At 70.6% G+C, this 24,145-nt stretch carries 23 protein-coding genes; 5 read left to right on the top strand and 18 right to left on the bottom strand.

The annotated features are described in order from the left end of the window. Nucleotides 1–68: 68 nt before the first annotated feature. From ACXJ3V_RS03815 to pgi, 3 genes are all read left to right on the top strand, one after another. Nucleotides 69–377: a hypothetical protein gene (locus tag ACXJ3V_RS03815; protein ID WP_457098935.1), complete on the top strand. Its 309-nt coding sequence runs from the start codon at nt 69–71 to the stop codon at nt 375–377. Between the two features lie 401 nt (nt 378–778). Further along, entirely contained in the window at nt 779–1,684 is a 906-nt protein-coding gene (locus ACXJ3V_RS03810) for an aggregation-promoting factor C-terminal-like domain-containing protein (RefSeq protein ID WP_457098934.1), read from the top strand. A 57-nt stretch (nt 1,685–1,741) separates the two neighbouring features. After that, the gene (gene pgi, locus ACXJ3V_RS03805; RefSeq protein ID WP_457098933.1) at nt 1,742–3,424 is read left to right on the top strand and encodes a glucose-6-phosphate isomerase; all 1,683 of its coding nucleotides are present in this window, start codon (nt 1,742–1,744) and stop codon (nt 3,422–3,424) included. Between the two features lie 289 nt (nt 3,425–3,713). Here pgi and cofC read toward each other — a convergent pair whose 3' ends face one another. The 5 genes from cofC to ACXJ3V_RS03780 form a co-directional block, all read right to left on the bottom strand. Next, the gene (cofC, locus tag ACXJ3V_RS03800) at nt 3,714–4,358 is read right to left on the bottom strand and encodes a 2-phospho-L-lactate guanylyltransferase (RefSeq protein ID WP_457098932.1); all 645 of its coding nucleotides are present in this window, start codon (nt 4,356–4,358) and stop codon (nt 3,714–3,716) included. Further along, nucleotides 4,355–5,857, bottom strand: a complete 1,503-nt coding sequence (locus ACXJ3V_RS03795; RefSeq protein ID WP_457098931.1) for a flavin-containing monooxygenase — start codon at nt 5,855–5,857, stop codon at nt 4,355–4,357. Before ACXJ3V_RS03795 ends, cofC begins: the two co-directional genes overlap by 4 nt. Further along, nucleotides 5,854–8,148, bottom strand: coding sequence for a 7,8-didemethyl-8-hydroxy-5-deazariboflavin synthase CofG (cofG, locus tag ACXJ3V_RS03790; RefSeq protein ID WP_457098930.1), 2,295 nt, complete (start codon nt 8,146–8,148; stop codon nt 5,854–5,856). The genes ACXJ3V_RS03795 and cofG overlap by 4 nt, the downstream gene beginning before the upstream one ends. Further along, entirely contained in the window at nt 8,145–9,188 is a 1,044-nt protein-coding gene (gene cofD, locus ACXJ3V_RS03785) for a 2-phospho-L-lactate transferase (protein ID WP_457098929.1), read from the bottom strand. Before cofD ends, cofG begins: the two co-directional genes overlap by 4 nt. 65 nt (nt 9,189–9,253) lie before the next feature. Further along, the gene (locus tag ACXJ3V_RS03780) at nt 9,254–11,080 is read right to left on the bottom strand and encodes a DUF2207 domain-containing protein (protein WP_457098928.1); all 1,827 of its coding nucleotides are present in this window, start codon (nt 11,078–11,080) and stop codon (nt 9,254–9,256) included. Nucleotides 11,081–11,123: 43 nt separating this feature from the next. On the opposite strand from ACXJ3V_RS03780, the gene ACXJ3V_RS03775 reads away from it, so the two are divergent. Further along, the gene (locus ACXJ3V_RS03775) at nt 11,124–11,564 is read left to right on the top strand and encodes a MarR family winged helix-turn-helix transcriptional regulator (protein ID WP_457098927.1); all 441 of its coding nucleotides are present in this window, start codon (nt 11,124–11,126) and stop codon (nt 11,562–11,564) included. Between the two features lie 270 nt (nt 11,565–11,834). On the opposite strand, the gene ACXJ3V_RS03770 is transcribed toward ACXJ3V_RS03775, so the two are convergent. The 13 genes from ACXJ3V_RS03770 to ACXJ3V_RS03710 form a co-directional block, all read right to left on the bottom strand. Next, nucleotides 11,835–12,569, bottom strand: a complete 735-nt coding sequence (locus tag ACXJ3V_RS03770) for an ABC transporter permease (protein ID WP_457098926.1) — start codon at nt 12,567–12,569, stop codon at nt 11,835–11,837. After that, a complete protein-coding gene (locus ACXJ3V_RS03765) occupies nt 12,566–13,363 on the bottom strand; it encodes an ABC transporter ATP-binding protein (RefSeq protein WP_457098925.1) in 798 nt (265 codons plus the stop codon). Before ACXJ3V_RS03765 ends, ACXJ3V_RS03770 begins: the two co-directional genes overlap by 4 nt. A gap of 89 nt (nt 13,364–13,452) precedes the next feature. Then, a complete protein-coding gene (locus ACXJ3V_RS03760) occupies nt 13,453–13,743 on the bottom strand; it encodes a DUF4287 domain-containing protein (RefSeq protein ID WP_457098924.1) in 291 nt (96 codons plus the stop codon). Nucleotides 13,744–13,754: 11 nt separating this feature from the next. After that, the gene (locus ACXJ3V_RS03755) at nt 13,755–14,381 is read right to left on the bottom strand and encodes a TetR/AcrR family transcriptional regulator (protein WP_457098923.1); all 627 of its coding nucleotides are present in this window, start codon (nt 14,379–14,381) and stop codon (nt 13,755–13,757) included. 108 nt (nt 14,382–14,489) lie between these two features. Continuing rightward, the gene (locus tag ACXJ3V_RS03750) at nt 14,490–14,957 is read right to left on the bottom strand and encodes an Hsp20/alpha crystallin family protein (RefSeq protein WP_457098922.1); all 468 of its coding nucleotides are present in this window, start codon (nt 14,955–14,957) and stop codon (nt 14,490–14,492) included. Nucleotides 14,958–15,218: 261 nt separating this feature from the next. After that, nucleotides 15,219–16,721, bottom strand: a complete 1,503-nt coding sequence (locus ACXJ3V_RS03745; RefSeq protein ID WP_457098921.1) for an L-serine ammonia-lyase, iron-sulfur-dependent, subunit alpha — start codon at nt 16,719–16,721, stop codon at nt 15,219–15,221. Nucleotides 16,722–16,780: 59 nt separating this feature from the next. Continuing rightward, on the bottom strand, nt 16,781–17,146 hold the full coding sequence (locus tag ACXJ3V_RS03740) for a VOC family protein (RefSeq protein ID WP_457098920.1): 366 nt from the start codon (nt 17,144–17,146) through the stop codon (nt 16,781–16,783). 108 nt (nt 17,147–17,254) lie between these two features. After that, complete coding sequence (locus ACXJ3V_RS03735; RefSeq protein WP_457098919.1) at nt 17,255–18,205, bottom strand: formate/nitrite transporter family protein; 951 nt, start codon at nt 18,203–18,205, stop codon at nt 17,255–17,257. 84 nt (nt 18,206–18,289) lie between these two features. Then, nucleotides 18,290–18,754: a DUF3237 domain-containing protein gene (locus tag ACXJ3V_RS03730; protein WP_457098918.1), complete on the bottom strand. Its 465-nt coding sequence runs from the start codon at nt 18,752–18,754 to the stop codon at nt 18,290–18,292. Next, nucleotides 18,751–20,430 carry a CocE/NonD family hydrolase gene (locus tag ACXJ3V_RS03725; RefSeq protein ID WP_457098917.1) on the bottom strand — a complete coding sequence of 560 codons (1,680 nt, stop codon included), beginning with the start codon at nt 20,428–20,430 and terminating at the stop codon, nt 18,751–18,753. Before ACXJ3V_RS03725 ends, ACXJ3V_RS03730 begins: the two co-directional genes overlap by 4 nt. Then, a complete protein-coding gene (locus ACXJ3V_RS03720) occupies nt 20,427–20,939 on the bottom strand; it encodes a MarR family winged helix-turn-helix transcriptional regulator (protein ID WP_457098916.1) in 513 nt (170 codons plus the stop codon). Before ACXJ3V_RS03720 ends, ACXJ3V_RS03725 begins: the two co-directional genes overlap by 4 nt. After that, nucleotides 20,936–22,180 carry a flavin-dependent oxidoreductase gene (locus tag ACXJ3V_RS03715; protein ID WP_457098915.1) on the bottom strand — a complete coding sequence of 415 codons (1,245 nt, stop codon included), beginning with the start codon at nt 22,178–22,180 and terminating at the stop codon, nt 20,936–20,938. Before ACXJ3V_RS03715 ends, ACXJ3V_RS03720 begins: the two co-directional genes overlap by 4 nt. Before the next feature lie 133 nt (nt 22,181–22,313). After that, entirely contained in the window at nt 22,314–23,219 is a 906-nt protein-coding gene (locus ACXJ3V_RS03710) for a dihydrodipicolinate synthase family protein (protein ID WP_457098914.1), read from the bottom strand. Between the two features lie 44 nt (nt 23,220–23,263). On the opposite strand from ACXJ3V_RS03710, the gene ACXJ3V_RS03705 reads away from it, so the two are divergent. After that, nucleotides 23,264–24,139 (top strand): LLM class flavin-dependent oxidoreductase, encoded by an 876-nt coding sequence (locus ACXJ3V_RS03705; protein ID WP_457098913.1) that lies wholly within the window; start codon nt 23,264–23,266, stop codon nt 24,137–24,139. Nucleotides 24,140–24,145 lie beyond the last annotated feature (6 nt).

The following is a 24,145-nucleotide window of genomic DNA, read 5'->3' as shown; positions in this document are numbered from 1 at the left end:
TGTTCCTACCGGGGTCAGCGGCCGAGGACGAAGAGCGAGCCCGCACGGCCTGACCTACACTCGTCCAGATGAGTCCGTTCCTCCCCGGCGCCCGCGGCACGCAGCCCTGCCCCAACTGCGGCGCCCAGGTCGTGCAATCCGACCGGTACCCCGAATACCTGTGCGGCGAATGCGAGGCTCGCGCAGTAGATGCGGACGGCGCACGCGTGACCGGATCGAACGCGTCGTTCAGCGGCGGGTTCGTGTTGCACTGGCCGGACGGCGAGCACGAACCGCTGCCCTGCATCTCGGCGCGGGTGTGGGTCGATGGACGCGAGTGGGACTATTCCGAGGCGCATTTCGGCGGGGTGCTGATCACGCCTGCGCGGGAGCGCTGACCCGGCCCGAACCTGGGTGAACCCGATGAACCGGCAAAGAATCACGAAAAGATAACGCCAAGGTCTTCCCTTCCGTTACCTGGTCGTTATAGAGTTCAAGCACGGTAGTTGTTTTGCTGTGGCAGCTATCGCATGTGATTGCAGGACACTCTTGGTGCAAGGGACAAGGGCCGGTCGGGAGCCTCTCCGACCGGCCCTTACTCTTGCCCGCCCACCTGCTCCAATGCAAAATCCGAGCCTCTGATCAGCCATTTTCGCAAAGGCCCTTCCCACGGACCTTCCAGGTAACGCCTGGGACTTGTCCAGATTGGCCTTGCAGACTCGGGACTTCGTGCCCGACCCGAAGGGCGCACGCCAGCGCACGTCGCCGGTGCCGCAGACCACGAAGGCTATTCCTCCGCATGCGCTCCACCCGTCCGTTCCGCTCTGCCCGCAGCACTCTCCACCGTCGCACGATCGCAACATCTGCCGTCGCCGTCGGCGCCGTCATCGGAATGGCCGCGCTGACCGGCCTGACGAGCGCCGCTGCCTCTGCGAACGTCCGGTCCCCCGAGACCGGTGCCGTCGCCTCCACCGCCCTGGCGTCGCGACTGGCAGCTTCGACCGCCGAACCCGCAACCCTGCGCACCATCGAGGCCGACGCGCAGTCGGCCCTGGACGCCGCGGAGGTCGCGGTCGCGGCAGCGAGCACCGTCACCGCTGACATCGCGGCATCCGGACTCGACGTCGGCGTCGTGACCACGACGGTGGACACCGCGGCGCTCCGGGAGCAGATGGACCGCCTGGCCGGCATGGACACGCTGCCGGTCCTGTTCCTGCCTGCCGTGACGGACCAGGCCACCGAAGAGACGCTGCGCGTGACGGCGAAGACCTCGAGTCTGCGTGAGCTGCTCGATGCCGCTCAGGCGAAGAAGGCCGCCGAAGAGGCTGCCGCCCAGGCCCAGCGCGACGCCGAGGCGGCTGCCGCAGCTGCTGCCGCTGCCGCAGCAGCCGCGAACACCCCGGAGGGCGCCAAGGCTGTCGCGCAGCAGATCGCCGCAGCCGAGTACGGCTGGGGCTCCGACCAGTTCTCCTGCCTCGTGTCGCTCTGGAACCGCGAGTCCGGCTGGAACTACCAGGCTTACAACTCCGGCAGCGGTGCCACCGGCATCCCGCAGTCGCTGCCCGGCAGCAAGATGGCAAGCGCCGGCGCCGACTGGCAGACCAATGCGGCGACCCAGATCCGCTGGGGCCTGGGGTACATCCGCGGATCCTACGGAACCCCCTGCGCCGCCTGGGGCCACTCGAACGCCACCGGCTGGTACTGATCCCGGCCGGGTGACATCGAAGGGACACCCCGGGTCCGGCGCGCTAGCGTGGAACCCGTGAGTGCACCCATCGATGCCGCCGCCACTTCCGCCTGGGCCGAGCTCGACGCCCACCGATCCGCCTTCGCCCCCGACCTGCGGGCGTGGTTCGCGCAGGACCCCGACCGGGCGAGGCGACTGACTCTCACGGTCGGCGACCTGCACGTCGACCTGTCGAAGAACCTCGTCACCGACGAGATCCTCGGCTCCCTCGTGCGGCTCGCGGAGCAGACCGGCGTCGCCGACCGCTACGCGGCGATGCTCGCCGGCGAGCACATCAACACCACCGAGGACCGCGCCGTGCTGCACACCGCGCTGCGCCGGCCGCCGGGAGCCACTCCAGCGCTCGTCGTCGACGGGCAGCAGATCGACGATGACGTGCAGGCGGTGCTCGCGGCGGCGGACGCCTTCGCCGAGCGCGTCCGCTCCGGCGACTGGCGGGGGATCACCGGCAAGAAGGTCACCCACGTGGTCAACATCGGCATCGGGGGCTCCGACCTCGGCCCGGCGATGATCTTCGAAGCCCTGAAGCCCTACGCGGATGCCGGGATCCAGGCCCGCTTCGTCTCCAACATCGACCCCGCCGACATCGCCCTGAAGACCGCGGATCTCGACCCGGAGACGACCCTCTTCATCGTCGCGTCCAAGACCTTCACCACGCTCGAGACGCTCACCAACGCCCGCCTCGCTCGTGACTGGCTCTGGGCTGGGCTCGAAGGCGTCGGTGCGATCGCGGCGGACGAGTCAGCACGGACGGATGCCGTGGCCCACCACTTCGTCGCGGTCTCGACCGCCCTCGACAAGGTCGCCGCCTTCGGCATCGATCCGGCGAACGCGTTCGGGTTCTGGGACTGGGTCGGCGGACGCTACTCCGTCGACTCGGCGATCGGGCTGTCGCTGGTGATCGCGCTCGGTCCCGACGCGTTCCGCGAGCTGCTGGCCGGCTTCCACGCCGTCGACGAGCACGTGCGCACCACCCCGCTGGCAGAGAACGTGCCAGTCGTCATGGGTCTGCTCAACGTCTGGTACACGAACTTCCTCGGCGCGCAGACCCACGCCGTGCTCCCCTACGCCCAGCAGCTGCACCGCTTCGCCGCGTACCTGCAGCAGCTCACGATGGAGTCCAACGGCAAGTCGGTGCGCTGGGACGGCACGCCGGTCACCACCGGCACCGGCGAGATCTTCTGGGGCGAGCCCGGCACGAACGGCCAGCACGCGTTCTACCAGCTCATCCACCAGGGCACCCAGCTGATCCCGGCCGACTTCATCGCCTTCGCGAACCCGGCCTTCCCCCTGGCTGCCGAAGGCCGCGACGTGCATGGCCTGTTCCTGGCGAACTTCCTTGCGCAGACCAAGGCCCTCGCGTTCGGCAAGACCGCTGCCGAGGTGGAGGCCGAGGGCACGACCGGCCCCCTCGTCGCCGCCCGCACGTTCGCCGGCAACCGCCCGACCACCTCGATCTTCGCCCCCGCGCTCACTCCGCGGGTGCTCGGCGAGCTCATCGCCCTCTACGAGCACATCACCTTCACGCAGGGCGTGATCTGGGGCATCAACTCGTTCGACCAGTGGGGTGTCGAGCTCGGCAAACAGCTCGCCCTGCAGATCGCGCCGGCGCTCGAAGGCGACACCGCGGCTTTCGACGCGCAGGATGCCTCGACCCAGGCTCTGCTGGAGTACTACGCGGCGCACCGCACGCACTGATCGCTCCCGGCGGCCAGGGCACCGTGCCGAACTGCGGGGATCATCTACGACACGCCGGTGACGGATGACGCGACCCGGCGTGTCGCCGAAATCGCCCGCACTTACGGTACGGGCCGTGACGACGCTAGGCGTTGGCGGTCTTGCACGCCGGCGCCGGTCCCCCCAAAAGGCGCCGCACGCGGTCGCTGTACCCAACTGCGGGGATCATCCGCGACACGCCGATGACGGATGCCGCGACCCGGCGTGTCGCCGAAATCGCCCGCACTACGGTACGGGCCGTGATCAGACGCTAGGCGTTGGCGGTCTGGCGCAGGCTGCGCGTCCACTCCCCCAGCCCGAGGCGGTCGGCCTCGGCCAGATCGTCCGGGGTGTCGACATCGCGGCGCAGGGTCGAGCGCGCATCGATCGGGAGCGGCACGCACCCCAGGGACACATGGCGCGCGAATGAGCCCTCCCCGAACGCCGACTGCCACGCCACACCGGCACGCGCCGTGACCAGCGTCGAACCGGTGCCCGCGGCATCCGGGGTCACTGTCCGGTCGATGCCCTCGGCGAGGGCGAGCGCCTCGTCGAGGTCGGCGGGGCGCAGGGCGGGCAGATCCCCGACTAAGGCGGCCCGCGCGGACGCGGCGCCGAGCCGGGTGACTCCCTCGAGCACGGCGGGGTTCGGTCCGGCTGTCGCACCCTCGGGCACGATGACCGCACCGACGGGCAGATGGTCGGTGAGGTCCTCGTCGGTGACCACGATGATGTGCTCGACCCGGGAGCTCGCGGCAGCGGCCGCGATGGTATCCAGGGCGATCGCGCGCGCCAGCGCTGCGTGCCGGTCGGACTGGCTGTCGGTGTGGGCGCGCAGGCGCGACTTGCCGACGGTGAATCGCTTGACCGGGATGATCAGGGTCCAGGCGACGGGAACGAAACCGGAGACGGTCACGAGGTGTGCCCCGCGTGCGGGCTCACCAATGGGACGGCCTCCGCGAACTCGGAGCCGTCGGCCGCGGCGAGGAACTCGCCGTACTCCGCGGCGGTGCCCGGCCACATCAGGGTGAGGCGCCCGGAACGGTCGTCGACGTACCAGTTGTGGCATCCGCCGGTGAGCCAGGGGGTCGCGGCCGCCTTCTCGTCGATGAGGCGCGTGTAGTCGCGCTCCGCCTCGGGCCGCGTCCGCAGCACGCCGCCTTGGCCGGGCCGGCGCGCAAGGGCCCGGACGACGTAGGCCGCCTGGTGCTCGAGCATCAGCACCGATGAGGTGTGCCCGAGCGACGCGTTGGGCCCGTTGAGCACGAACAGGTTCGGGAACCCCGGCACGACGACCGAGCCGAACGACGTCATACCCTCTCCCCAGTGCCGCTCGAGCAGCACGCCCTCTTCGCCAAGGATGAGCCCCGCGTAGGGCTGGCGCGCCGTCTCGAACCCCGTCGCGAAGACGATCGCGTCGAAGTCGCCGTGGCTCATCCCGCGCTCGGAGACGAGCTCGCGCCCGTGAACGGTCGCGAGGGCGGAGGGCTCGAGTTGCGCCGCACCGCTCGCGAACGCCGGGTAGAAGTCGTCCGACAGCAGCACCCGCTTGCACCCGAACGCGTAGTGCGGGGTCAGCTGCGCCCGCAGAGTCGGGTCGGCGACCTGCGCCGCGAGATGCGCGAGGGCGATTCCGGATGCCTCGGCCGCGGCATCCGTCGATCCCGAGCGGGAGGCGTACCGAGCCTCGCCTTCGCGATGCAGGCGTTCGCGCAGCGCCGCCAGTTCTTCGGGGTGGGCCGCAAGTCGCGCCTGCTCTTCGGCGGTGTAGGCGCGGCCGCCGCGCGGCACGATCCACGCGGGGGTGCGCTGGAAAACGACCACCTGTGAGCCGGCCGCGACAAGCGCAGGCACGATCTGCACGGCACTCGCGCCCGAGCCGACAACGGCGATCTTCGCGCCGTCGAGCGGCACGGAGTGGTCCCAGCGGGCGGAGTGGAACATCGCCCCGGGAAAGCTGTCCAGGCCAGAGAGCAGCGGGACGGCGGGTTCGGTGAGGCGCCCGCAGGCGAGCACGAGCACCTCGGCGAGGAGCTGCACCGGGCGGTCGCCGCCGACGTCGATGCGCCAGGCCTGCTCGTCGTCATCCCACCCGGCGGCCAGCAGCGGGCTGTCGAGCCGGAGGATGCCGCTCAAGCCCGAGCGCTGCACGATGCCCTCGAGATAAGCCTGGATCTCAGAGCCGGGCGCGAACTCCGCCGACCAGGCCGGATCGAGGTGATCGGCCAGGCCGTAGAGGTGCGCGGGCACATCGCACGCCACGCCGGGATACGTGTTCTCGCGCCAGGTGCCGCCGGGGCGGTCGGCGCGTTCGAGTACGACGACCTCGTGGCCGGCCGAACGTGCCGCGAGCGCCGCCGCAATGCCGGCGAACCCGGCGCCGACGACGACGACCTCGATCCGTTCGCCGTTCACGCGCGCACCTCGAGGGCAACCGGCTCGCGGTAGTCGGTCGTGCGTCGGCGCAGCGAGCGGAAGATGCGGCCGACGGCGCGCTCCGCCTCGGCGAACGGGAACTCGAGCCCGAACTCCGCGCCCGCCTCGGGCAGCACCCGCCCGTCCAGGAGGGTGCCGCCGAGGTCGTCGCCCCCGGCGCGCAGCAGAATGATGGCGAGGTCTCGGCCATGCCGGGTCCACGGGATCTGAATGTGCCGGATGCTGCCGGCGAGCAGCAGCCGGGAGACGGCCACCATCGCCCGGTGCTCATCGACCGGAGCACGCTCCGACACGAGCGGTACGCCGAAGCCGGGCAGCGGGATCGGGACGAACTCGGTGAAGCCCTGGCGCCGATCCTGCAGGACACGCAGCATCCGCAGGTGCGCGATGCGCTCCGCGGCCGTTTCGACGTGGCCGTAGAAGAGCACGGAGGTGGAGCGGAAGCCGGCATCGTGGGCGGCCTCGATCGTGTCGACCCAGCGGTCGATCTCGAGGTCGCCGGGCGCGACGAGCTGCCGGACCCGCTCGCTCAGCACCTTGACCCCGGTGCCGGGCACCGTGTCGACGCCGGCCTCGCGCAGCGACTGGAACGCCGCGGGGACCGAGATCCCGGAGCGATCCGCGAAGTCGACGACATCCTGCGGGCGATACGCGTGCAGGTGCAGGCCCGGCGCGGCATCCTTCACGGCGCGGACGAGGTCGAGGTAGTTCGCCGGGTCGAGGTGGGCGGGAATCATCCCCTGGATGCACAGCTCGGTCGCGCCGAGCTCCCACGCGTCGCGGGCGACCGCAGCCGCGTCCGCGAGATCGAAGGTGCCGGGCTCGCCGGTGGGCTCGTCGCGCAGACCGGTCGACGCCAGGTTGCGGTTCACGACCATGCTGACGGTCTCGCCGACCGTGAAGCGCCGCAGATCATCGGCGGCGGCGACGACGGCTTCGAGGTCGGCCCCGCTCGCGGTGAGCAACGTGACCCACTCGGCGTCGTCGAGCGCCGTCGGATCCTCGAGCGCGCGGCCGACCAGCCCTGTAAGGCCCCTGTTCGTGCGGTGGCCCTGCGCGGGATCGAGGGGCGTTGTGGCCCCGGCATCCGCGCGGGCCAGTCCCGTGGCGGGGTCGGCGAGCGCGGCGACACTCGCCCGGATCGCCGGGTCGAACCAGCGTTGCGGGTCCTGGACGTACTCGGAGTGCGCCGTCAGACGCTCACGCAGGGTGAAGCCGGATGCCGCGGTCAGCGCCGCGAGATCGTCGAGGTCGGGCCACGGCCGCTCGGGGTTCACGTGGTCGGCCGTGACAGGCGATACCCCGCCCCAGTCGTCGATGCCGGCGCGCACGAGCAGATCGAAGGCTTCGGAATCGGCGAGGTTCGGCGGCGCCTGAATCCGCATCTGCGGACCCATGATGAGCCGGGCCACCGCGACCGCCGCGATGTGCTCGCGGAGCGAGGCATCCGCCGCTCCCCGCATGGCGGTGGCGTGCTTCGCCCGGAAGTTCTGGACGATGACCTCTTGGATCTGGCCGTGCTGGGCGTGCAGGTCGCGCAGTGCGAACAGCGACTCAGCCCGGTCGCGGAGCGTCTCGCCGATGCCCACCAGGATGCCGGTGGTGAACGGGATGTCGGCGACCCCGGCATCGGCGATGACCTGCAGCCGCACCGCCGGATCCTTGTCGGGCGAGCCGTAGTGCACGCTGCCGGGTGTCTCGTACAGTTCCCGCGAGGTGGTCTCGAGCATCATGCCCATCGACGGAGCGGTCGGGCGCAGCGCACGCAGCTCGTCGGCGCTCATCACGCCCGGGTTGAGGTGGGCGAGCAGCCCGGTCTCGCGCGTGATCAGCCGTGCGACATGACCCACGTACTCGAGGGTCGAGGCGAAACCGTGGTCGTCGAGCCACGCGCGGGCCTGCGGCCAGCGGTCCTCGGGCCGGTCGCCGAGGGTGAGCAGCGCCTCCTTGCAGCCGTGCGCCGCACCCGCGCGGACGACCTGAAGCACCTGCTCGTCCGACATGTACATCGGCGCGCGCTTGGTCAGCAGCTGCCCCGGTGTGTCGACGAAGATGCAGTAGTGGCAACGGTCCCGGCACAACGTCGTCAGCGGGACGAACACCTTGCGGGAGTACGTGATGACACCGGGCCGGCCGGCGTCCTGCAGGCCCACATCACGCATGCGCGTGGCCCGCTCGAGCAGCCGCTCGAGCTCCTCGCCGTCCGCCCCGAGCAGGCGCACGGCCTCTTCGATCGTGTCGATCGTCGTCATCACGCGCTCGGCGGTCATCGCTGCACCGAGCTCTGTCGCCGGGGGTTCACCGACGCGGCGACGGCGAGCACGTCCTCGCCGAGGGCACGGCTGTGCGCGGCATCCGTCATCCACAGCGGGCGGACCGCGGAACGGATGCCGAGACCGTCGACCGCGGCGGCTTCCGCGTGATCCTCCTCCGCGATGAGCCAGGCATCGAGCACCCCGCCGTCCCGGCGCGCGCCGTAGTGCGCGGCCACACCCGAGGCCGTGCACTCGACACCGGCGACCCGCAGGCAGACATCGGCCATCCCGCGCACGGGCCTGCCGCCGATGATCGGCGAGACGCCGACGACCGGCGCAGCCGTCTGCCGGAGTGCGTCGGCGATGCCCGGGACCGCGAGGATCGGGCCGATCGAGACGATCGGGTTGGACGGGGCGATCACGACGGCGTCGGCGGCGGCGATCGCCTCGAGCACCCCGGGAGCGGGCCGTGCCGCGGCGATGCCCGGGTTCTCGAACGCCAGCGGCTCCCGGCGCGCGCGGTAGCGGGTCCACCACTCCTGGAAGTGGATCGTCTCGTCGGGCAGCACGACCTGGGTGTCGACCTCGGCGTCCGTCATCGGAAGCATTACGGCGCCGAGCGGCCAGCGCGCGGTCAGCCGGGCGACGGCCTCGCTGACGGTCGCGCCCGCGCGCAGCCAGGAGGTCCGGGCGATGTGCGCGCCGAGGTCGAGGTCGCCGAGCTCGAACCACTCCCGCCCGACGCCCCACGCCGCGAGCTCACCCGAGACGCGGAGCGAGTCATCCGCTCGTCCCCAGCCCTTGGTGAGGTCCTTGACGCCCGCCAGGGCGTAGAGCATGGAGTCGATGTCGGGCTGCACGCGCAGGCCTGCGATCCACCAGTCGTCGCCGGTGTTGCAGATCACGGTGAGCTCATCGTCCGGCGCGAGCGCGGCCCGCAGCCCGAGGGCGAAGTTGGACCCGCCGACCCCTCCGGCGAGTAGCACGATGCGACGCCCCGTGCCGGGCGTGCCGCCGGGGCGGGCTGGTTCGATCCGGTTCAGCTCGGGGGTCATCCCGGCCAAGCCTACCCACGGCGAACGGGTCTGGCCGCGCAGGGAGTCGCCGGACGGCTGGGCCGCTAAACGCCTCCGCCGCCGCCCCCGCCGCCACCGCCGCCGGCGCTCCCGCCGCCACCCGAGCCGCCCGACGACGAGGCGGATGACGACGCGGTGCTCGCCGACAGGGTCGAGATGCCCGAGGAGAACGCCGAGACGCTGAAGCCGCTCGAGCCGGAGTACCAGCCGGGAGAGCCGTGCTCGCCGTACAGCACGGCGAGTTCCTGCGCCCACCGCTTCTCCTGACCGAAGACGACCGCGTACGGCAGCAGCACCTCGTACAGCTTCAGCATGACTCCGGAATCGGTCGTGTCGATGGGGATCCGCTCGGCTCCCTGCGGGGACTGCAACATCCGGATCCGGTCGGCCTCGGCCCACTCGATGAACACCCGGAGGCCGGCGAGGTGGTCGCGCACCTCCGCGCCGAGGACAGTGAGCGGCTTGCGCGACATCATCCCGATGACGGCGAGTTCGGCCAGGATCGCCCCGACGATCAGTGCGAGCGGGATCCACGCCGAGACCGCGGCATCCATCGCGGCAATCCCGGCGAGAAAGACGCCGACGGCGCCGAGACCGGTGACGATGACGGGCAGGGCGCGGGTCCCGAGCCCTACGCGCCTGCGCAGGCCGCGCTGCTCGAGTTCGGAGCGGGCCGCCGTGAGGATGGACTGCGCGGTCGTGGAGAGCCTCCGGTCGCTGCGGCCGAACTCGAACTCGTCGCCCGGCGTCATTGCCGGGAACAGGCCGCCCAGCAGCATCACCCCGTCGCCGTCCGCGAGGGACGGGTCGATGAGCTGAGCTCGCAGCTTGACGCCCCCGAACCAGTGCCGCTCCCCCTCGACGATCCGGATGCTGCCGACGACCGCCTGCTCGAGCACCTCGGCGGGGATCGCCTTGGAAGGCAGGCCGAGCAGCACCGCGCTCTCCAGCGCGTCGATCTGGGCGGGCGGGGTGTACTCGGCGATGATCGTGGGCCGGCCGGGCTCATCGCGCAGGTGCCGGGCCCGGGTGGCGAAGCCCCACCCGAGACCACCGAGCACGACAAGCGCGGCGAGGCTCTGCAGCCATCCCCACGGCGAGGCCAGGAAGGAGTTGTCGAACGCGGCGAACGTGCCCTTCTCGAAGGCCACCGCGATCGTCATGGTCTGGTACGGCTGGACCGCGTCGGCAGCCGCGAAGACATCCGTTCCGCCCTGCGCGGCATCGGTCGCTTCGATCGTGCACAGGTTGTCGTCGCCCTCGAACCCGCGGTAGCAGGCGCTCGCCCCGGTCAAGCTGGGCGCGAGGTCCTGATCGACGTGCAGAGTCGCGGTGACGCGGCTGAACGGCTGCGGCCACTGCGTCCCGTTGACGTCCCATTGGAACTCGTCGGCGCCGGTGTTGTCGAAGAACCGGGTGACATTCTCCAGTGTGTAGGTGAAGACGTAGATCTGCTCGCCGTGCACGAACTCGTCGGCGCGGGACGTCATCGTGAACGTGCCGTCTTCGCGGTCGACCTCCGCGGCGCGCGCGTTGCCGTCGCCGTCGGTGATCGAGACGAATCGGGGGTTCAGCGGCACCCCGAGATAGGAGTCCGGGATGATGCGCCGCATGCCGTGGTTCTGGTTGTACTCCGGGAACACGGCGACGAACCGCTCGACCACATCGAGCGTGCTCTTGCCATCGTCGGTGCGTCCGAGCGTGTAGTTGACGTCCATCCTCGCGAAGGTGAAGTCGTCGAGGCTGGCCGATGCCACGTCCGCCGCGCCGTCATCGGAGGTGACCGACAGATCGGCGCAGGCCGTGAGAATCAGCGCGCAGGCCGCGATCGCCGCGCAGACGGCGCCCAGTCGCCTCAGCACCTTCCCCACGAGCACAGCCTAGGACCCCGCTGGTGCCTTTAGTCTGGTGCACATGACCGATCGTCGCCTCGCCATCGAAGCCTGGGAAGCGCTCTTCCGCGCCCAGCACGAGGTGTTCGGCGAGATCAGCGGCGACTTCGAGCGCGCGGCACTTAGCCAGGCGGAATACGACGTGCTGCTCACCGTGACCCGCGGCCCGGAGATGACCGCGCGGCTGCGCGATGTCACCGCGAACATGCTGATCAGCCAGCCCAGCGTCTCACGCCTCGTCGACCGGATGGTCGCCCGCGGGCTGCTCGCCAAGTGCGCCGACCCGGACGACGGTCGCGGGGCCCTGGTGCACGCCACCGACGAGGGCGCGGCGGCGTTCCGCGTGCTCGCACTGAAGCACGGCAGTGCGATCGCGGACCGGATGTCGGTGCTCACCGACTCCGAGCTCTCCGCGCTGCGCGAGCTCACGGCGAAGCTGCGCACCCCGAAGCCGGACTGCTGAGCGGACCCGATCCGGTCGCCGAGCCCGGCGGTCTCACAAATGCCACGACACAGGCCTGTGCTTCCGCATCTTTGAGACCGCAGCATCCGTCCGAGGATCCCGGCGCACGCCGCTGAGCGCTCCGGTCTCAGAAATGCGACGACACGGACCCGCGCTTCCGCATCTTTGAGACCGCAGCATCCGTCCCGTCCCACGCCGGTCGTTGAGCGCCCTTCGATACGGCGCTAGCGGGCCTACTCAGGAACCGCGAAGCGAGACGAAACGCCCTGACTACGGCGTGCGGCGGCGGAGGGTGAGCGAGGCGAGCACGAGGGCCCCGACGAGGAATCCGAGGATGACGAGCAGCGGGCCGTAGACGTCCCAGCCCTCGTCCCCGGCCGTCACAGCGTTGATCGCGTCGATCGCGTAGCTGAGCGGGAGCACCTTCGAGATCGCGTAGAGCGCGTCGGGCATGTCCTCGCGGGGCATGAACAGTCCGCCGAGCAGGATCTGCGGGAAAACGATCAGCGGCATGAACTGCACCGCCTGGAACTCCGTGCGCGCGAACGCGCTCGCCAGGAGTCCGAGAGCCATGCCGAGCACGGCATCCGTCACTGCGACGAGCCCCAGCTGCCAGACCGGACCGTCGGTCTCGAGCCCGCAGACCCAGACCGCGAACGACACCGTGACGATCGCCTGCAGCATCGCCATGAGACCGAACGCCAAGCCGTAGCCGAGGATGAAGTCGCCCTTGCCGAGCGGCGTCGTCATCAGCCGCTCGAGCGTGCCCGAGCGGCGCTCGCGCAACGTGGTGATCGAGGTGATCAGGAACATGATGATGAACGGGAACAGCGCCAGGATCGGCGGGCCGTAGGTGTCGAACACTCCCTCCTGGTCGCTGAACAGCCAGGCGAACAGGCCGACCAGCAGGCTCGGGGCGACGAGCATGAGGGCGATCGACCGGGGGTCGTGGCTCAGCTGGCGCAGCACGCGACCGGCGGTGGCGACGGTGCGGACCCCGTTCACTTCTCCGCCTCCCCACGCGCCTCGCGGCGCGTGAGTGGATGGTCGGGCGCCGGCCCCACCGCCGAGCCGGATGTCACGTCCCGTTCGATGAGCGTGAGGAACGCCGCATCCGGATCCTTCTGACCCGTGTCGGCGAGCAGCCCATCGGGAGTCGTGTCGGCGATGATGCGGCCGGCCCGCATGAGGATGAGTCGGTCGCAGCGGAGCGCCTCATCCATGACGTGGCTGCTGACGATGAGGGTCGCGCCCTGGTCTGCGAGCCCCCGGAACAGCCCCCACAGCTCGTTGCGCAGCACCGGGTCGAGGCCCACGGTCGGCTCGTCGAGCACGAGGAGTTCGGGCTCGCCGAGCATCGCGACCGCGAGCGAGACGCGGCTCTCCTGCCCGCCGCTCAGGGAGTCGATGGTCTGCCGCGCCTGATCGGCGAGACCGACCTGCTCGATGACCCGGTCGACATCGGACCGCGGCGCGCCGATCAGCCGGGCGAAGTACGCGAGGTTCTGCTGGATCGTGAGGTCGCCGTAGACCGACGCCGCCTGCGTGTCGTAGGCGACCCTCCGGCGCTGGGATTGGGTGCCGGCGGGATCGCCGAGCACCGTGACCGTGCCGCCCGCCACCACCTGCACACCGACGATGGAGCGCATGAGCGTGGTCTTGCCGCAGCCGGACGGTCCCATCAGCCCGGTGATTTGACCGCGCGGGATGTCGAGATCGATGCCGTCGAACACATCGGTTTTTCCTCGGCGCACGCGGAGTCCGCGGATCTCGACCGCGTTGCGGACGTCGACGCTCATGATCCGGCGGCGAGGCGGGATCGCGATTTATTCATCACGCGGTGAATTATGCTCTTCGCGCTGAGCGCGGTCAAGAGCCGCCCGCGCGCCTAGGGTGCAGGGTTCGTGGCCTTGCCGTCGAGCCAGAGCGTGTCGGACGGATCGCTGTGGGTTCCTCCCGAATCGACGTGCTTGACGTTGATCTTGGGGCCCTTCGTGATCACGTGCACCAGTGCCATGGCGTGGCCCCGGCCGAGCCCGTAGTCCTCGGCGAGCCAGGTGACGATCTCGCCGGCCTTCGTGCCGGGGCCGAAGCCCTTCGCGGTGGCGAGGTCGATGAACTGGCGGGGGGTGAGCCCGGTCTTGTCCTCGATGTTGTCGAGATATGCCTGGAACGTCATAGGTTCTCCTCTCACCCGGCGGGGGGCCGGTCTCCGGTCAGATAGTGCTGCAGGTTCGGGCCGACCCACGCGACGAGATCGTCGACGGATGCCGCGGCCGCGGCGGGAAGCTTCAGCACATGCCGGGCGAGCAGCATGCCGGCGATCTGCGAGGCGACCAGGCTCGCCCGCAGCTCGGCATCCGGGTGGTCGAGGTCGGCGGCGATGCGGCCGAGGAGCTCGCGGGAGAGGAACGCTGCAAGCAGCGGCGTCGCGAGCCGGTTGCCGATCCCGGCGCGGAGCAGCACCACCCCGCGCTTGCGCACGTCGGGCTTCTCCCAGGCCTCGAACACGTAGCGCGCGATGCGGGCGCCGAGCTCGTCGCGCGGGCCGGCGAGCAGAGCCGGGATGTCGACATCCGGCCGCATCGGAGCATCGACCGCCTCGGCGAAGAGATCCGCCTTCGTGCCGAAGTAGTGGTGCACGAGCGCCGGGTCGACCCCGGCCCGGGTGGCGATGCCGCGGATCGTGGTGGCGTCGTATCCGCGCTCGCCGAACTCCTCGACGGCCACCGTGAGGATGCGCTCGCGCGAGCCCGACTCGCCGCCGCGCGGCCGTCCGCGCCGGCGCTGCGGCGTGGGGACGGCGTACTCAGGCACGGGCTCAGCCTAGAGCCGAGGCATCCCGCGGCGCTCGGGAGGATCCGGAGACGCGGAACCGCCCCGGTCCTTGGAGGACGCGGGGCGGTTCCGTGCGTGTGCCGCGGATTACTGCTCGACGGGCTGCGGCGCGTCGGCGGTGTCGTGCGTGCTCTCGTGGGCCGTGATGGTCGGGGAGCTCACGTCGGACGCCACCGAGATCTTGCGCGGCTTCGCCTTCTCGCTCACCGGGATCGCGACGCTGAGCACGCCGTTGGCGTAGTTCGCCGTGATGCGATCTGAGTCCACGCCCTGGCCGAGGCTGAGCTGACGCAGGAAGCTCGCGCCCTCGCGCTCGCGCGTGATCCACTTCACCCCGTCACCGGAGGTGAGCGTGCGCTCGGCCCGGATCGTGAGCAGCTGGCCGTCCACGTCGATGTCGACCGAGCCCGGGTCGACACCAGGCAGGTCGGCGGTCAGCACGTAGTGGTCGCCGTCACGGTAGAGGTCCATCGGCATCCGGCGCGGACCGCGGCGGGTGTCGAAGAGGCTCGACGCGAGGCGGTCGAGGTCGCGGAACGGGTCATTCGTGGCCATGGAAATCGCACTCCTTCTGATCGTTCTGAAACTTGAGCCTTATCGACTCAAGTACGTTCAGATTAGCACTCTGGCATGCCGAGTGCCAGAGATTCGCGCACGGCGAACACCGGGCTCCGGGCTATCTGCTCGCGCTGTCCAAACCGCCGTTCGCGGCCGTTCTCTTCGGGCGCGTGGGGCGGTTTCGACCGCGCGAGGGTCAGTCGGCGCGGGCCCAGCGGACGGAGCAGACGGATGCCGCGGCATCCGTCGTCGCAATCCTCAGCACTCGATGACGTTGACCGCGAGGCCGCCTTCGCTGGTCTCCTTGTACTTCGTCGACATGTCGATGCCGGTCTGCCGCATGGTCTCGACGACCGCGTCGAGCGACACGTAGTGGCTGCCGTCGCCGCGCAGGGCGAGGCGAGCCGCCGTGACGGCGGTCGACGCGGCGATCGCGTTGCGCTCGATGCACGGGATCTGCACCAGCCCGCCGACCGGGTCGCACGTCAGGCCGAGGTGGTGCTCCATCGCGATCTCGGCCGCGTTCTCGATCTGGCGGTTCGTCCCGCCCATCACGGCCGTGAGCCCCGCCGCCGCCATCGCGCACGCGCTGCCGACCTCGGCCTGACACCCGCCCTCGGCACCGGAGATCGACGCGTTCGCCTTGAACAGCGAGCCGAAGGCGGTGGCGGTGAGCAGGAAGCGACGGATGCCGCGGCGGCGGTTCGCCTCGGCGATGCGCTCCTCGTCCAGGGCGATCGTCGAACCCGCCAGCGCGTCGACCGGCGCCTGGCCGAATCCCAGCAGCGCGCTGCCGACCAGTTCGCCGTAGGGGGTGACGGCGTTCCCCGCACCGAGCCCGGAGTCGGCGAGGTACCGCCACCAGTACATCGCCACGGCCGGCACGATCCCCGCCGCGCCATTGGTGGGGGCGGTCACGACCCGACCGCCCGACGCGTTCTCCTCGTTGACGGCGAGCGCGAACGCGCCGAGCCACTCCCCCGGGAGTTCGCGGTGACCGGTGGCCTCGGCATCCTCCAGCTGCGCCCGGATCGCGCCCGCGCGACGCTTGACCCGCATCATTCCGGGCAGCACTCCGTCCGCGCGCAGGCCGGCCTCGATGCAGCTCGTCATGGCGTCCCAGATCGCATCGAGGCCCGCCGCGATCTGCTCGTCGGAGCGCAACGCCTGCTCGTTGATCCGGGCGGCCTCGGCGATCGTCAGACCGCGCTCGTCGCACGCGGCAAGAAGTTCCGCGGCATTGTCGTAGTCGAGCGGGAAGGGGCGCGCCGCGACCCGCTGGGGCTCGCCGTCGCGCCGGATGAATCCCCCGCCGACGGAGTAGTAGGTCTCCTCGGCGAGCACGGCATCGGCCTCGTCGAGCGCACTGAGCGTCATCGCATTCGGGTGCCCCGGCAGCCGGGTGCGCGGTAGAAAGGTGACGCCCTCCTTCGAGAAGGGGACGGGGTGCGTGCCGTCCAGCAGCAGCGCGCGGCCCTCGGGCCAGTCGGTCCATGCCCGGCGCACGGCATCCGGATCCACCGTGCGGGGATCCAGGCCCTGCAGCCCCGCGACGACGGCGTCGGGGGTGCCGTGCCCGATGCCGGTCGCGCCGAGCGAGCCATAGAGGATGCAGCTAACGCGCGCCACGCGGTCGAGCAGACGGTCCGAGCGCAGGCGGTCGGCGAAGTCGCGGCCGGCCCGCATGGGTCCGACCGTGTGGGAGCTCGAGGGTCCTACTCCGATGGAGAACAGCTCGAACGCCGAGACGTAGGCGCTCATCGCCCCAGGCTACGCCCCGCCGCGCGGCGGGGGTCGGAACGGCCGGCACCCGGCAAGGCTCAGGCCCGCTGGAAGGCCACGAGCCCGACGGTGTTGCCCTCGGAGTCCCGGATGAACGCCTGCCACTCCTCGTGTCCGGCCGGTCCGAGGCGGTCGTCCTCGTGGGTGAAGATCACGTGCGGGTGCGAGATGATCTCGGCGAGCCTATCGAGGCGCTCGATCGCCTCATGCACGTTGTCGACGTGCAGATAGATGAGCGCCGTGGGGGCATTGCGATCGAGCAGCAGCCGCACCCCCTCGAGATCGAAGAAGAGCAGTCCGGGCGGATCGAAGAGTCCGGTGGGCTTGGCGTGCAGCAGCCTCGAATAGAACGCGGCCGCGCGCTCGAGATCATCGGCGTGCTGGGCGATCTGGACGAGTCTCATGACCGACCTCCGGGGGGCGAGGTGACGGATGCCGCACCCGCAGGAGGACGGATGCCGCCGCTCAACGCTACTCCCCGAGCACTCTGCGCGGGCCGCCGCCAATGCGCCTCAGCGCTGGTTGCGCGCTGGGGCGACCCGTCGTCCGCTCGGACCGCGGGTGGCGGTGCGCACCCGGATGGTTCCCGTCGCGACGCGGTCGGACGGCACGACCACCGTGAGCTGCTCAGGCGCGGGCGAGCCCACGACGCCGACCGCGGCATCCGTCTGCTCCGTCTGCGCGATCGCGCGCGGCGAGCCGCCGATGATCCAGTAGCCGACGCCGACGATGATCGCTCCACCGACGAGATTGCCGAGACCCACCCAGAGGATGTTGCTGCCGAAGAGCGCCCAGGTCGCGTTCGGATCGCCCATCATGAGGCCCAGGGTGTAGGTCGTCATGTTCGCGACGACGTGCTCGAACCCGGAGGCGATGAACGCGAGCAGCGCCCAGAAGATCACGACGAGCTTGGCCACATCGCTCTTCAGCCGCGCGCACATCCAGATGGCGAGGCAGACGAGCATGTTGCACAGGATGCCGCGGACGAAGAGCTGGAGTGGTTCTTCGGACGCCTTCCCGGCGAGCATGTCCGAGAGCATCTCGCCGGCGGCGGGGTTGGAGTGCAGGACGCCCGACACCGCGACGAGGGTGCCGAAGACGGCTGCGCCGAGGAGATTGGCCAGGAACGTGAACGACAGCGCGCCTGCGGCCGGCCCTGGCCTGACCACCCGCATGAGCACGCCCTGCGTGAGAGTCATCATCGACGAGGTGACGAGCTCTGCCCCGGCGAACACGACGAGCGTCAGCGCGACGCCGAAGACGAGTCCGCTCACGAGCTTGCCCATGCCGGTCCCGGCGGCGATGAGCGGGCCGGCGACGTTGAGCATCAGGACGACGGCGACACCGATGTACGCTCCGCCGAGCATGCCCGAGATGGTGAACCGCAAGGGTTCGCGCACACCGTGCGCCTTGTGGACGGCCGCATCGGCCTGAACCTGCAGTGTCTCCTCGATCGTGCGCATGCTCGACCTCCTCAGCTCCATTGTCGCATGTGGTCAGACCACAAACAAATGGAGCTGAGAGCTTGCCGCGCCTCGCCCGCGCGACTACGTGACGCGGTACGCCGAGTACGTGACCCGGTCGGCCGCGCGAACCGCCGACGCGACGAAGATCGCGCGCTGCAGGTCGGCGTGCTCCGAGGCCCCTGCCTCGAGCGTCACCACCGTGCGGAAGTAGTAGGCCGAGGGATCGACCGGCTCGCCGCGCAGCAGCGCCTCCAGCACCGCGGGCGGACCGCTGCGGACGCCCGTCGCGTGGATCAGGATGTGCGCACCATCCGCCGTCTTCGCGGTGTACCGCGCGTCGACCTCGATCGTCCCGTCGGGGCGCACGATCTGCCAATCGGCTCCCCCGGCCAGGATCTCGGCGTCGAACAGCCCGCTGACCGACCCGCCCACGATCGGCACGACGCGTCGGTGTCCCCGACGGGTCTCGCCGTGATCCTCCAGCGCAGCGAGCACGACCTCCACATCGAAGGCGTGCTCGAGGCCCGGAACCGGTGCGCCGTTCATCGGACCCACACCGGCAGCTCGATTCGCGAGGCGTCGGGCCCCTCGTGCGAGATCTCCTGCACCGCGACCTGCGTCGCGGCAGCATCGAACGCGGCCTCGGCGGAGCCGGGGTTGCGCGCATAGCGCGGGTGGGCGCCGGAGGAGACCTGGATGCCGACCGAATGCCCGGCGGCGAAGCGATGGAAGGCAGGCCACAGCCCCACCTCGACCTCGCGGAAGCCCTCGGCGTCCGGCAGTGGATCGCTGTCGACCGTGCCGATCGCCCCGATGCGACGGATGCCGTCGCACACGGTCATCGACGTGCCGTCCGGGTGGACATCGGTGATCCGGACGAAGACGTCGTAGCTCGGCGCCGAGGAGCGGAACCGGATGCGGGCGATCGGCTGTCCGGCGATCTCGAGCGGAGCTGTGAGCGTCGCACTGCGGAAGACGGCGAGATCGGTCCGCGCCTCATGCGCGCGGTTGTCGACCGGCTCGGTCTTCGGCAGCAGGCTGGGTCCGCCGACGGCAGGCGTCGCGTCATCGGGGTCGTAGGTGTAGGTGGTCACACCGCCGGTCGTGGCCTCGGTCGACATTGTGCCGCCTGACCCGAGATGCCACTCTTGAGCGGCTGACCCCGCCGGCGGCCAGGACTCGAGGTCGTGCCACTCGCACACACCGGTCTCGAACGCGCGCACTGGCGTCGGCCTCGACGCGGGGGCGCCGCTGAAGGTCTCCTTGAGGAACGCGATCGTCTCGGTGTGCGTCGGCGCCGCCATGCCCGGTGACGTGTGTCCCCATGGTCCGAGGATGAGTCGGGGCGCGCGTCCGGCCTCGACGAGGTGCGCGTAGTCGGCGAGCTGCCACGGCAGGAAGATGTCGTACCAGCCGGTGATCATCGAGACGGGGGCCGCGACATCCGCCACCGACGCGGCGTGGGACTGCTGCGCCCAGTACTCATGGGTGAGGTCCTCGCGACGCACCCAGTCCTGGTACCAGTGGATCTCCTCCCCCGTCGCCGCGGAGTCGCCGGCGCTCAGCGGCAGGACGGCGAACGCCTTTTCGAGCTTCGGGTCGGGCAGCGCCATGCCGATCATGGCGAAGCCGCCACGACGCATCCGGTGCATCATGCGAGTCCAGCCGAGGGCATTGCGCAGCGCGAACGCACCGTTGTCCCACGTGATGGCGCCGAAGTCGGGCATCGTGGTGATGAGCACGAGCGCCTCGGAGGCGTTTTCAGGGTCTTCGAGGGCCATGCGACCGGCGACGGCCCACTGGGTGTAGCCCATGTAGCTCTGCCCGTAGGTGGCGAGGTGCCCCGTGAACCACGACTGCTTCCGCACCCAGCGCAGGGTCGCGATGCCGTCGCGCTGCTCATCGATCTGCGGTGTGAACAGGCCCTGCGATCCCCACGTGCCGCGGCAGCTCTCGAAGAGCACCGTGAACCCCTCGTACGCCAAGGCACGAGCGGACCCCGCGAGTGGGCCGCTGCGCCCGTACGGCCCGCGGATGACGATGGTGGGAAGTGAGGGGATGTCGTCGCCGACGGGTCGGATGAGATCGGCGAGCAGCTGGATCCCGTCATCCATCGGCACGCGCAGATCGCGCTCGATCGTGATCTCGTAGGGACCGAGCTCGACGCCCTTCCGGGATCTTGCGTCGAGCGCGCGCGTGAGACGCTGGCGCAGAGTTGTCATTCCGCCTCCTTGCGGTTGTGGGGGGACTTCGTGGGCTTGTCGGCCGGGGTCGCGGCGAGCGCCTCGAGGAGGTGCTCGAGGGCCGGGATCGCGGCGGCGAGCGCGTCGCGGTCAGCGATGGGGAGGGATGCCGTCGCCGCCGCTACGAGGGCGGCGCTGGCTCGGTCGAACCGCTCGAAGAGCGTCAGCGCCTGCGCCGAAGCGAGCACTTCGACTCGGCGACCGTCCTCCGCCGAGGGGCGCCGCGCGATGAGGCCGCGGTCCTCCATGACGGTGAGCAGGTTGCTCACGGTGGAGCGGCTCAAGCGGAGTCGGTCGGCGAGCTCCCCCGGCGACGAGACGGTCCCCCTCGGAAGGGCACGGATCACCTCGATCTGGGCGTCCGGAATCTCGGGGAGCTGCTCAGCCGTACGGGCCGAGGCGAGGAGCAGCCGCCGCAGCGGCGAGATGACGGCGGCGAGACGGGCGTTGTCGAGGGCCATCGCGGCGACGGGCGGGTCTTCGATCATCGGTGCGGGGTGAGCGAGGGCCGCGCGTCGAGCACGTCCGGATGGAAGCCGGCTGCGCGTTTGTAGCCGGCGGCGATCTCGGTGAGCTCCTCGGCCGGAATGACGTCGTGGATGTCGGCGAACCCCTCGGGCGCGCGCTCGGCGGCGAGCAGCATGACCCGCTCCGGACCCTGGGCACGGTTGCTGAGCACGAGCGCGGACGTCGCGGGCCGGCGGTCCCCCTCGTACGCGGCGAGCGCCGTCTCCACCGATGGCGCAGTCGCGACGTGGAACGCGAGCGTGCGGGCATCGATGATCGCCTGGGACGCGCCGTTCGAGCCGTTCGGATACATCGCGTGCGCGGCATCGCCCAGCAGGGTCATGCGCCCGAACGTCCACCGAGGAATCGGATCGCGGTCCACCATCGGGTACTCGAGGAGCTCGTCGGCGGCCGCGATGACGGCCGGCACGTCGAGCCAGTCGAACGACCAGTCCCGGAACTGCTCGACGATCGGAGCGGCGTCGACGGAGAGATTCCAGTCCACAGTTTCGGAACCGACGCCTCGCCGCTCGGCGATGAAATTGACGCGGGCGAAGCCATCGGCATCCGGCGCACCCAACGGGTAGGCGACGAACTTCTGCTCGCCGTCGCCCGCCATGATCATGGTGCGGCCGTCGAGATACGCCGGCACGCGAGCGGTGCCGCGCCACAGTGTGAGGCCATTCCAGATCGGCGCGCCCTCGTCGCGGTAGTGCGCCCGCCGCACTGCGGAGTGGATGCCGTCCGCCGCGACCACGAGGTCTGCAGCGACGGATGCCTCGCCCTCAGGCGTCTCGAACACCGCGGTCGCGGCATCCGCTGCATCGTCGACGCGGATCAGGCGATGGCCGAGGCGCAGTGCGTCGTCGCCGAGCCGCGCGCGGACGGCGTCAGCGAGTGCGAGCTGCAGCTCGCCGCGATGGACCGAGATCTGCGGCCATGCGTACCCGGCCTCGCGGCCGCGCGGCTCGCTCCAGATCGGCTGGCCGAAGCGGTTGTAATACGCGAGCGTCGACGGTGCGATGCCCTGGTTCTCGACCCGGTCCGCGAGCCCGAGCTCGGTGAGCTCCCGCATCGCGTGCGGCAGCAGGTTGATGCCGACGCCGAGGGCGCGCAGTTCGCTCGCGCGCTCGTAGATCCGGATGTCGCGCTCGCCGACCGCGTGGAGACTGAGGGCGGCTGCGAGACCGCCGATGCCGGCGCCGATGATGACGATTCGCAAGGCTGACTCCAGTGTCGACGCGGAACGTTGTCCACATAGTTTTGTCTGCGAACATACTTCTGTCAACGGGCGCGCCGATAGCGCAAAGGCGAATCAGCCGGCTATCGCGAGCTCGTCGGTGGATCGAGGCTCGTCATCGGCGGAGGCCGGCCGCGTCGAGTGCGGCAGCGACCTGCGCACGCGCGGCGAGGTCGAGGCTCCGCACCGGACGCGGCAGGACACCGGGAGCCACCACGCCGAGGTCTTCGGCCACGGCGGCAGTCACCCGGTAGCTGCCGTGGCGGGCGAACAGCGCCCAGATCGCAGCGAACCGGTCGGACAGGGCACGCGCCCGCTCGCCGTCGCCCTGCTGCGCGGCCCGGGCGATCTCGAGCAGATCACGCGGCAGCACTCCGGCCAGGACGCTGTACCAGACCTCGCATCCCGCCAGAAGCCCCGTCACCCCCGACCCGTCGCCGCTGATGCCGATGGTGACCCGTTCGGGGATGAGCGCGCGCAGCCGGTTCACACGGGCCGTCGCTTCGCCGAGGTCAGCGGGGGCACCGGGGATCTTGATGGACGCGACGGCGCCCAGCTCGGCGATCCGGCCGTGCAGTTCGTCGGAGAACACGAAGTGCGTGGTGTCGGGGTTGTCGTAGACCACGAGGGGGACGGACAGCTCCGCGGCGACGTCCTCATAGAGGCCGAACACCTCGTGCTCGGTGAGCGGCTGATAGCTCATCGGCGCGAGGAGCACCCCGGACGCACCGGCGCGTTGCGCGTCCGCCACGTTCGCGAGCACCTCCCGGGTGCTGAGCGCGCCCACGCCGACGACGACGGGGGTGCCCTTCGCGTTCTGCACAGCCAGCGCCGCAGCGCGCGCTCGCTCGGCGGGGGTCAGGTACGCGTAGCTGCCGGTGGAACCCAGCGCACCGATCGAGTCGACCCCGGCCGACGCGATCGACGAGACCAGCGCCGCGTACCCCGCTTCGTCGAGCCGTCCATCGATGAGCGGGGTCAGCGGGAAGGCACTCAAGCCGGTGAAGACGTTCGTGGGCATAGGGAGTCCTTTCGTCGGTGCGAAGTTCAGGCCAGTCTTCACTCATGACACTCTCGCGGATCAGCGTCGTCATCCCGCCGATGGGACCCTGGCATGCCGAGTCCGAGTGGTACCGGTGGGCGGAGGCGGTCGGCTACGACGTCGCCTACACCTACGATCACCTCACCCACCGGACCGCAGAGGACATGTGGCTGGGCGAGGCGTTCACAACGTTGACGGCGGCCGCAGCGTGCACGGAGCGGATCCGGCTGGGCACGCTGGTCGCGTCCGCGGTGTTCCGTCGCCCGGTCGCACTCGCCCGCATCGCCATGACCGTGCAGGACATCTCCGGCGGCCGCCTCGTGCTCGGAATCGGCCTCGGCGCTCCGGACTGCGAGCGCGCGGACCGCGGCGCACCGAGCGCGCTGGGGACGATGGCGGAACGGTTCGCCGATGTCGTGCACGGCTACATCGCGGCGGCAGGTGGTGCGACCGAGTGGCAGGGCACGACGATGTCGTTCTCCGGACTGCAGTCCGCGCCCGCGCCGGAAGGTGCCGAACCGCCCGAACTGCTCATCGCCGCGCATGGGCCGCGCGCGCTCGCGCTGGCTGTGGCAGTGGCCGACACGTGGAACACGTACGGCGGGCCTGGCTCTACGCAACTCGACGATGACGCTTACTGGGACCTGCTCGCCGCGCAGGCAGCCGGATTCAGCGCGCAGTGCGCGAAGGCTGATCGGGACCCGGCGGCCGTGCGCCGCTCTGTGCTGCTCGGCTTCGGACGAGTCCGCCCCACAAGCAGCGTCAGCGCCTTCTTGGATGCCGCGGCGCGCGCGGAAGCCCTCGGCTTCGACGAGATGGTCGTCTATGCGCCGCCCTCCTCTGCAGGATTGGGCTCCGACCCCGCCATCCACGAACAAGCACTCGCACGCCTGCGCTGACCGCTG

The organism is Microbacterium sp. P5_E9, from assembly GCF_054049175.1.
This window is presented reverse-complemented; position numbering and strand designations above follow the sequence as displayed.

Coding starts and splice junctions, on each gene's coding strand:
- ACXJ3V_RS03730 (WP_457098918.1), bottom strand. CDS start 18,754: ATGAACGGCGCACCGGTTCCGGGCCTCGAGCACGCCTTCGATGTGGAG.
- ACXJ3V_RS03740 (WP_457098920.1), bottom strand. CDS start 17,146: ATGAGACTCGTCCAGATCGCCCAGCACGCCGATGATCTCGAGCGCGCG.
- ACXJ3V_RS03705 (WP_457098913.1), top strand. CDS start 23,264: ATGACACTCTCGCGGATCAGCGTCGTCATCCCGCCGATGGGACCCTGG.
- ACXJ3V_RS03775 (WP_457098927.1), top strand. CDS start 11,124: ATGACCGATCGTCGCCTCGCCATCGAAGCCTGGGAAGCGCTCTTCCGC.
- ACXJ3V_RS03720 (WP_457098916.1), bottom strand. CDS start 20,939: ATGATCGAAGACCCGCCCGTCGCCGCGATGGCCCTCGACAACGCCCGT.
- ACXJ3V_RS03725 (WP_457098917.1), bottom strand. CDS start 20,430: ATGACAACTCTGCGCCAGCGTCTCACGCGCGCGCTCGACGCAAGATCC.
- ACXJ3V_RS03745 (WP_457098921.1), bottom strand. CDS start 16,721: ATGAGCGCCTACGTCTCGGCGTTCGAGCTGTTCTCCATCGGAGTAGGA.
- ACXJ3V_RS03750 (WP_457098922.1), bottom strand. CDS start 14,957: ATGGCCACGAATGACCCGTTCCGCGACCTCGACCGCCTCGCGTCGAGC.
- ACXJ3V_RS03735 (WP_457098919.1), bottom strand. CDS start 18,205: ATGCGCACGATCGAGGAGACACTGCAGGTTCAGGCCGATGCGGCCGTC.
- ACXJ3V_RS03810 (WP_457098934.1), top strand. CDS start 779: ATGCGCTCCACCCGTCCGTTCCGCTCTGCCCGCAGCACTCTCCACCGT.
- ACXJ3V_RS03710 (WP_457098914.1), bottom strand. CDS start 23,219: ATGCCCACGAACGTCTTCACCGGCTTGAGTGCCTTCCCGCTGACCCCG.
- ACXJ3V_RS03765 (WP_457098925.1), bottom strand. CDS start 13,363: ATGAGCGTCGACGTCCGCAACGCGGTCGAGATCCGCGGACTCCGCGTG.
- ACXJ3V_RS03815 (WP_457098935.1), top strand. CDS start 69: ATGAGTCCGTTCCTCCCCGGCGCCCGCGGCACGCAGCCCTGCCCCAAC.
- ACXJ3V_RS03760 (WP_457098924.1), bottom strand. CDS start 13,743: ATGACGTTCCAGGCATATCTCGACAACATCGAGGACAAGACCGGGCTC.
- cofD (WP_457098929.1), bottom strand. CDS start 9,188: ATGACCCCCGAGCTGAACCGGATCGAACCAGCCCGCCCCGGCGGCACG.
- cofG (WP_457098930.1), bottom strand. CDS start 8,148: ATGACCGCCGAGCGCGTGATGACGACGATCGACACGATCGAAGAGGCC.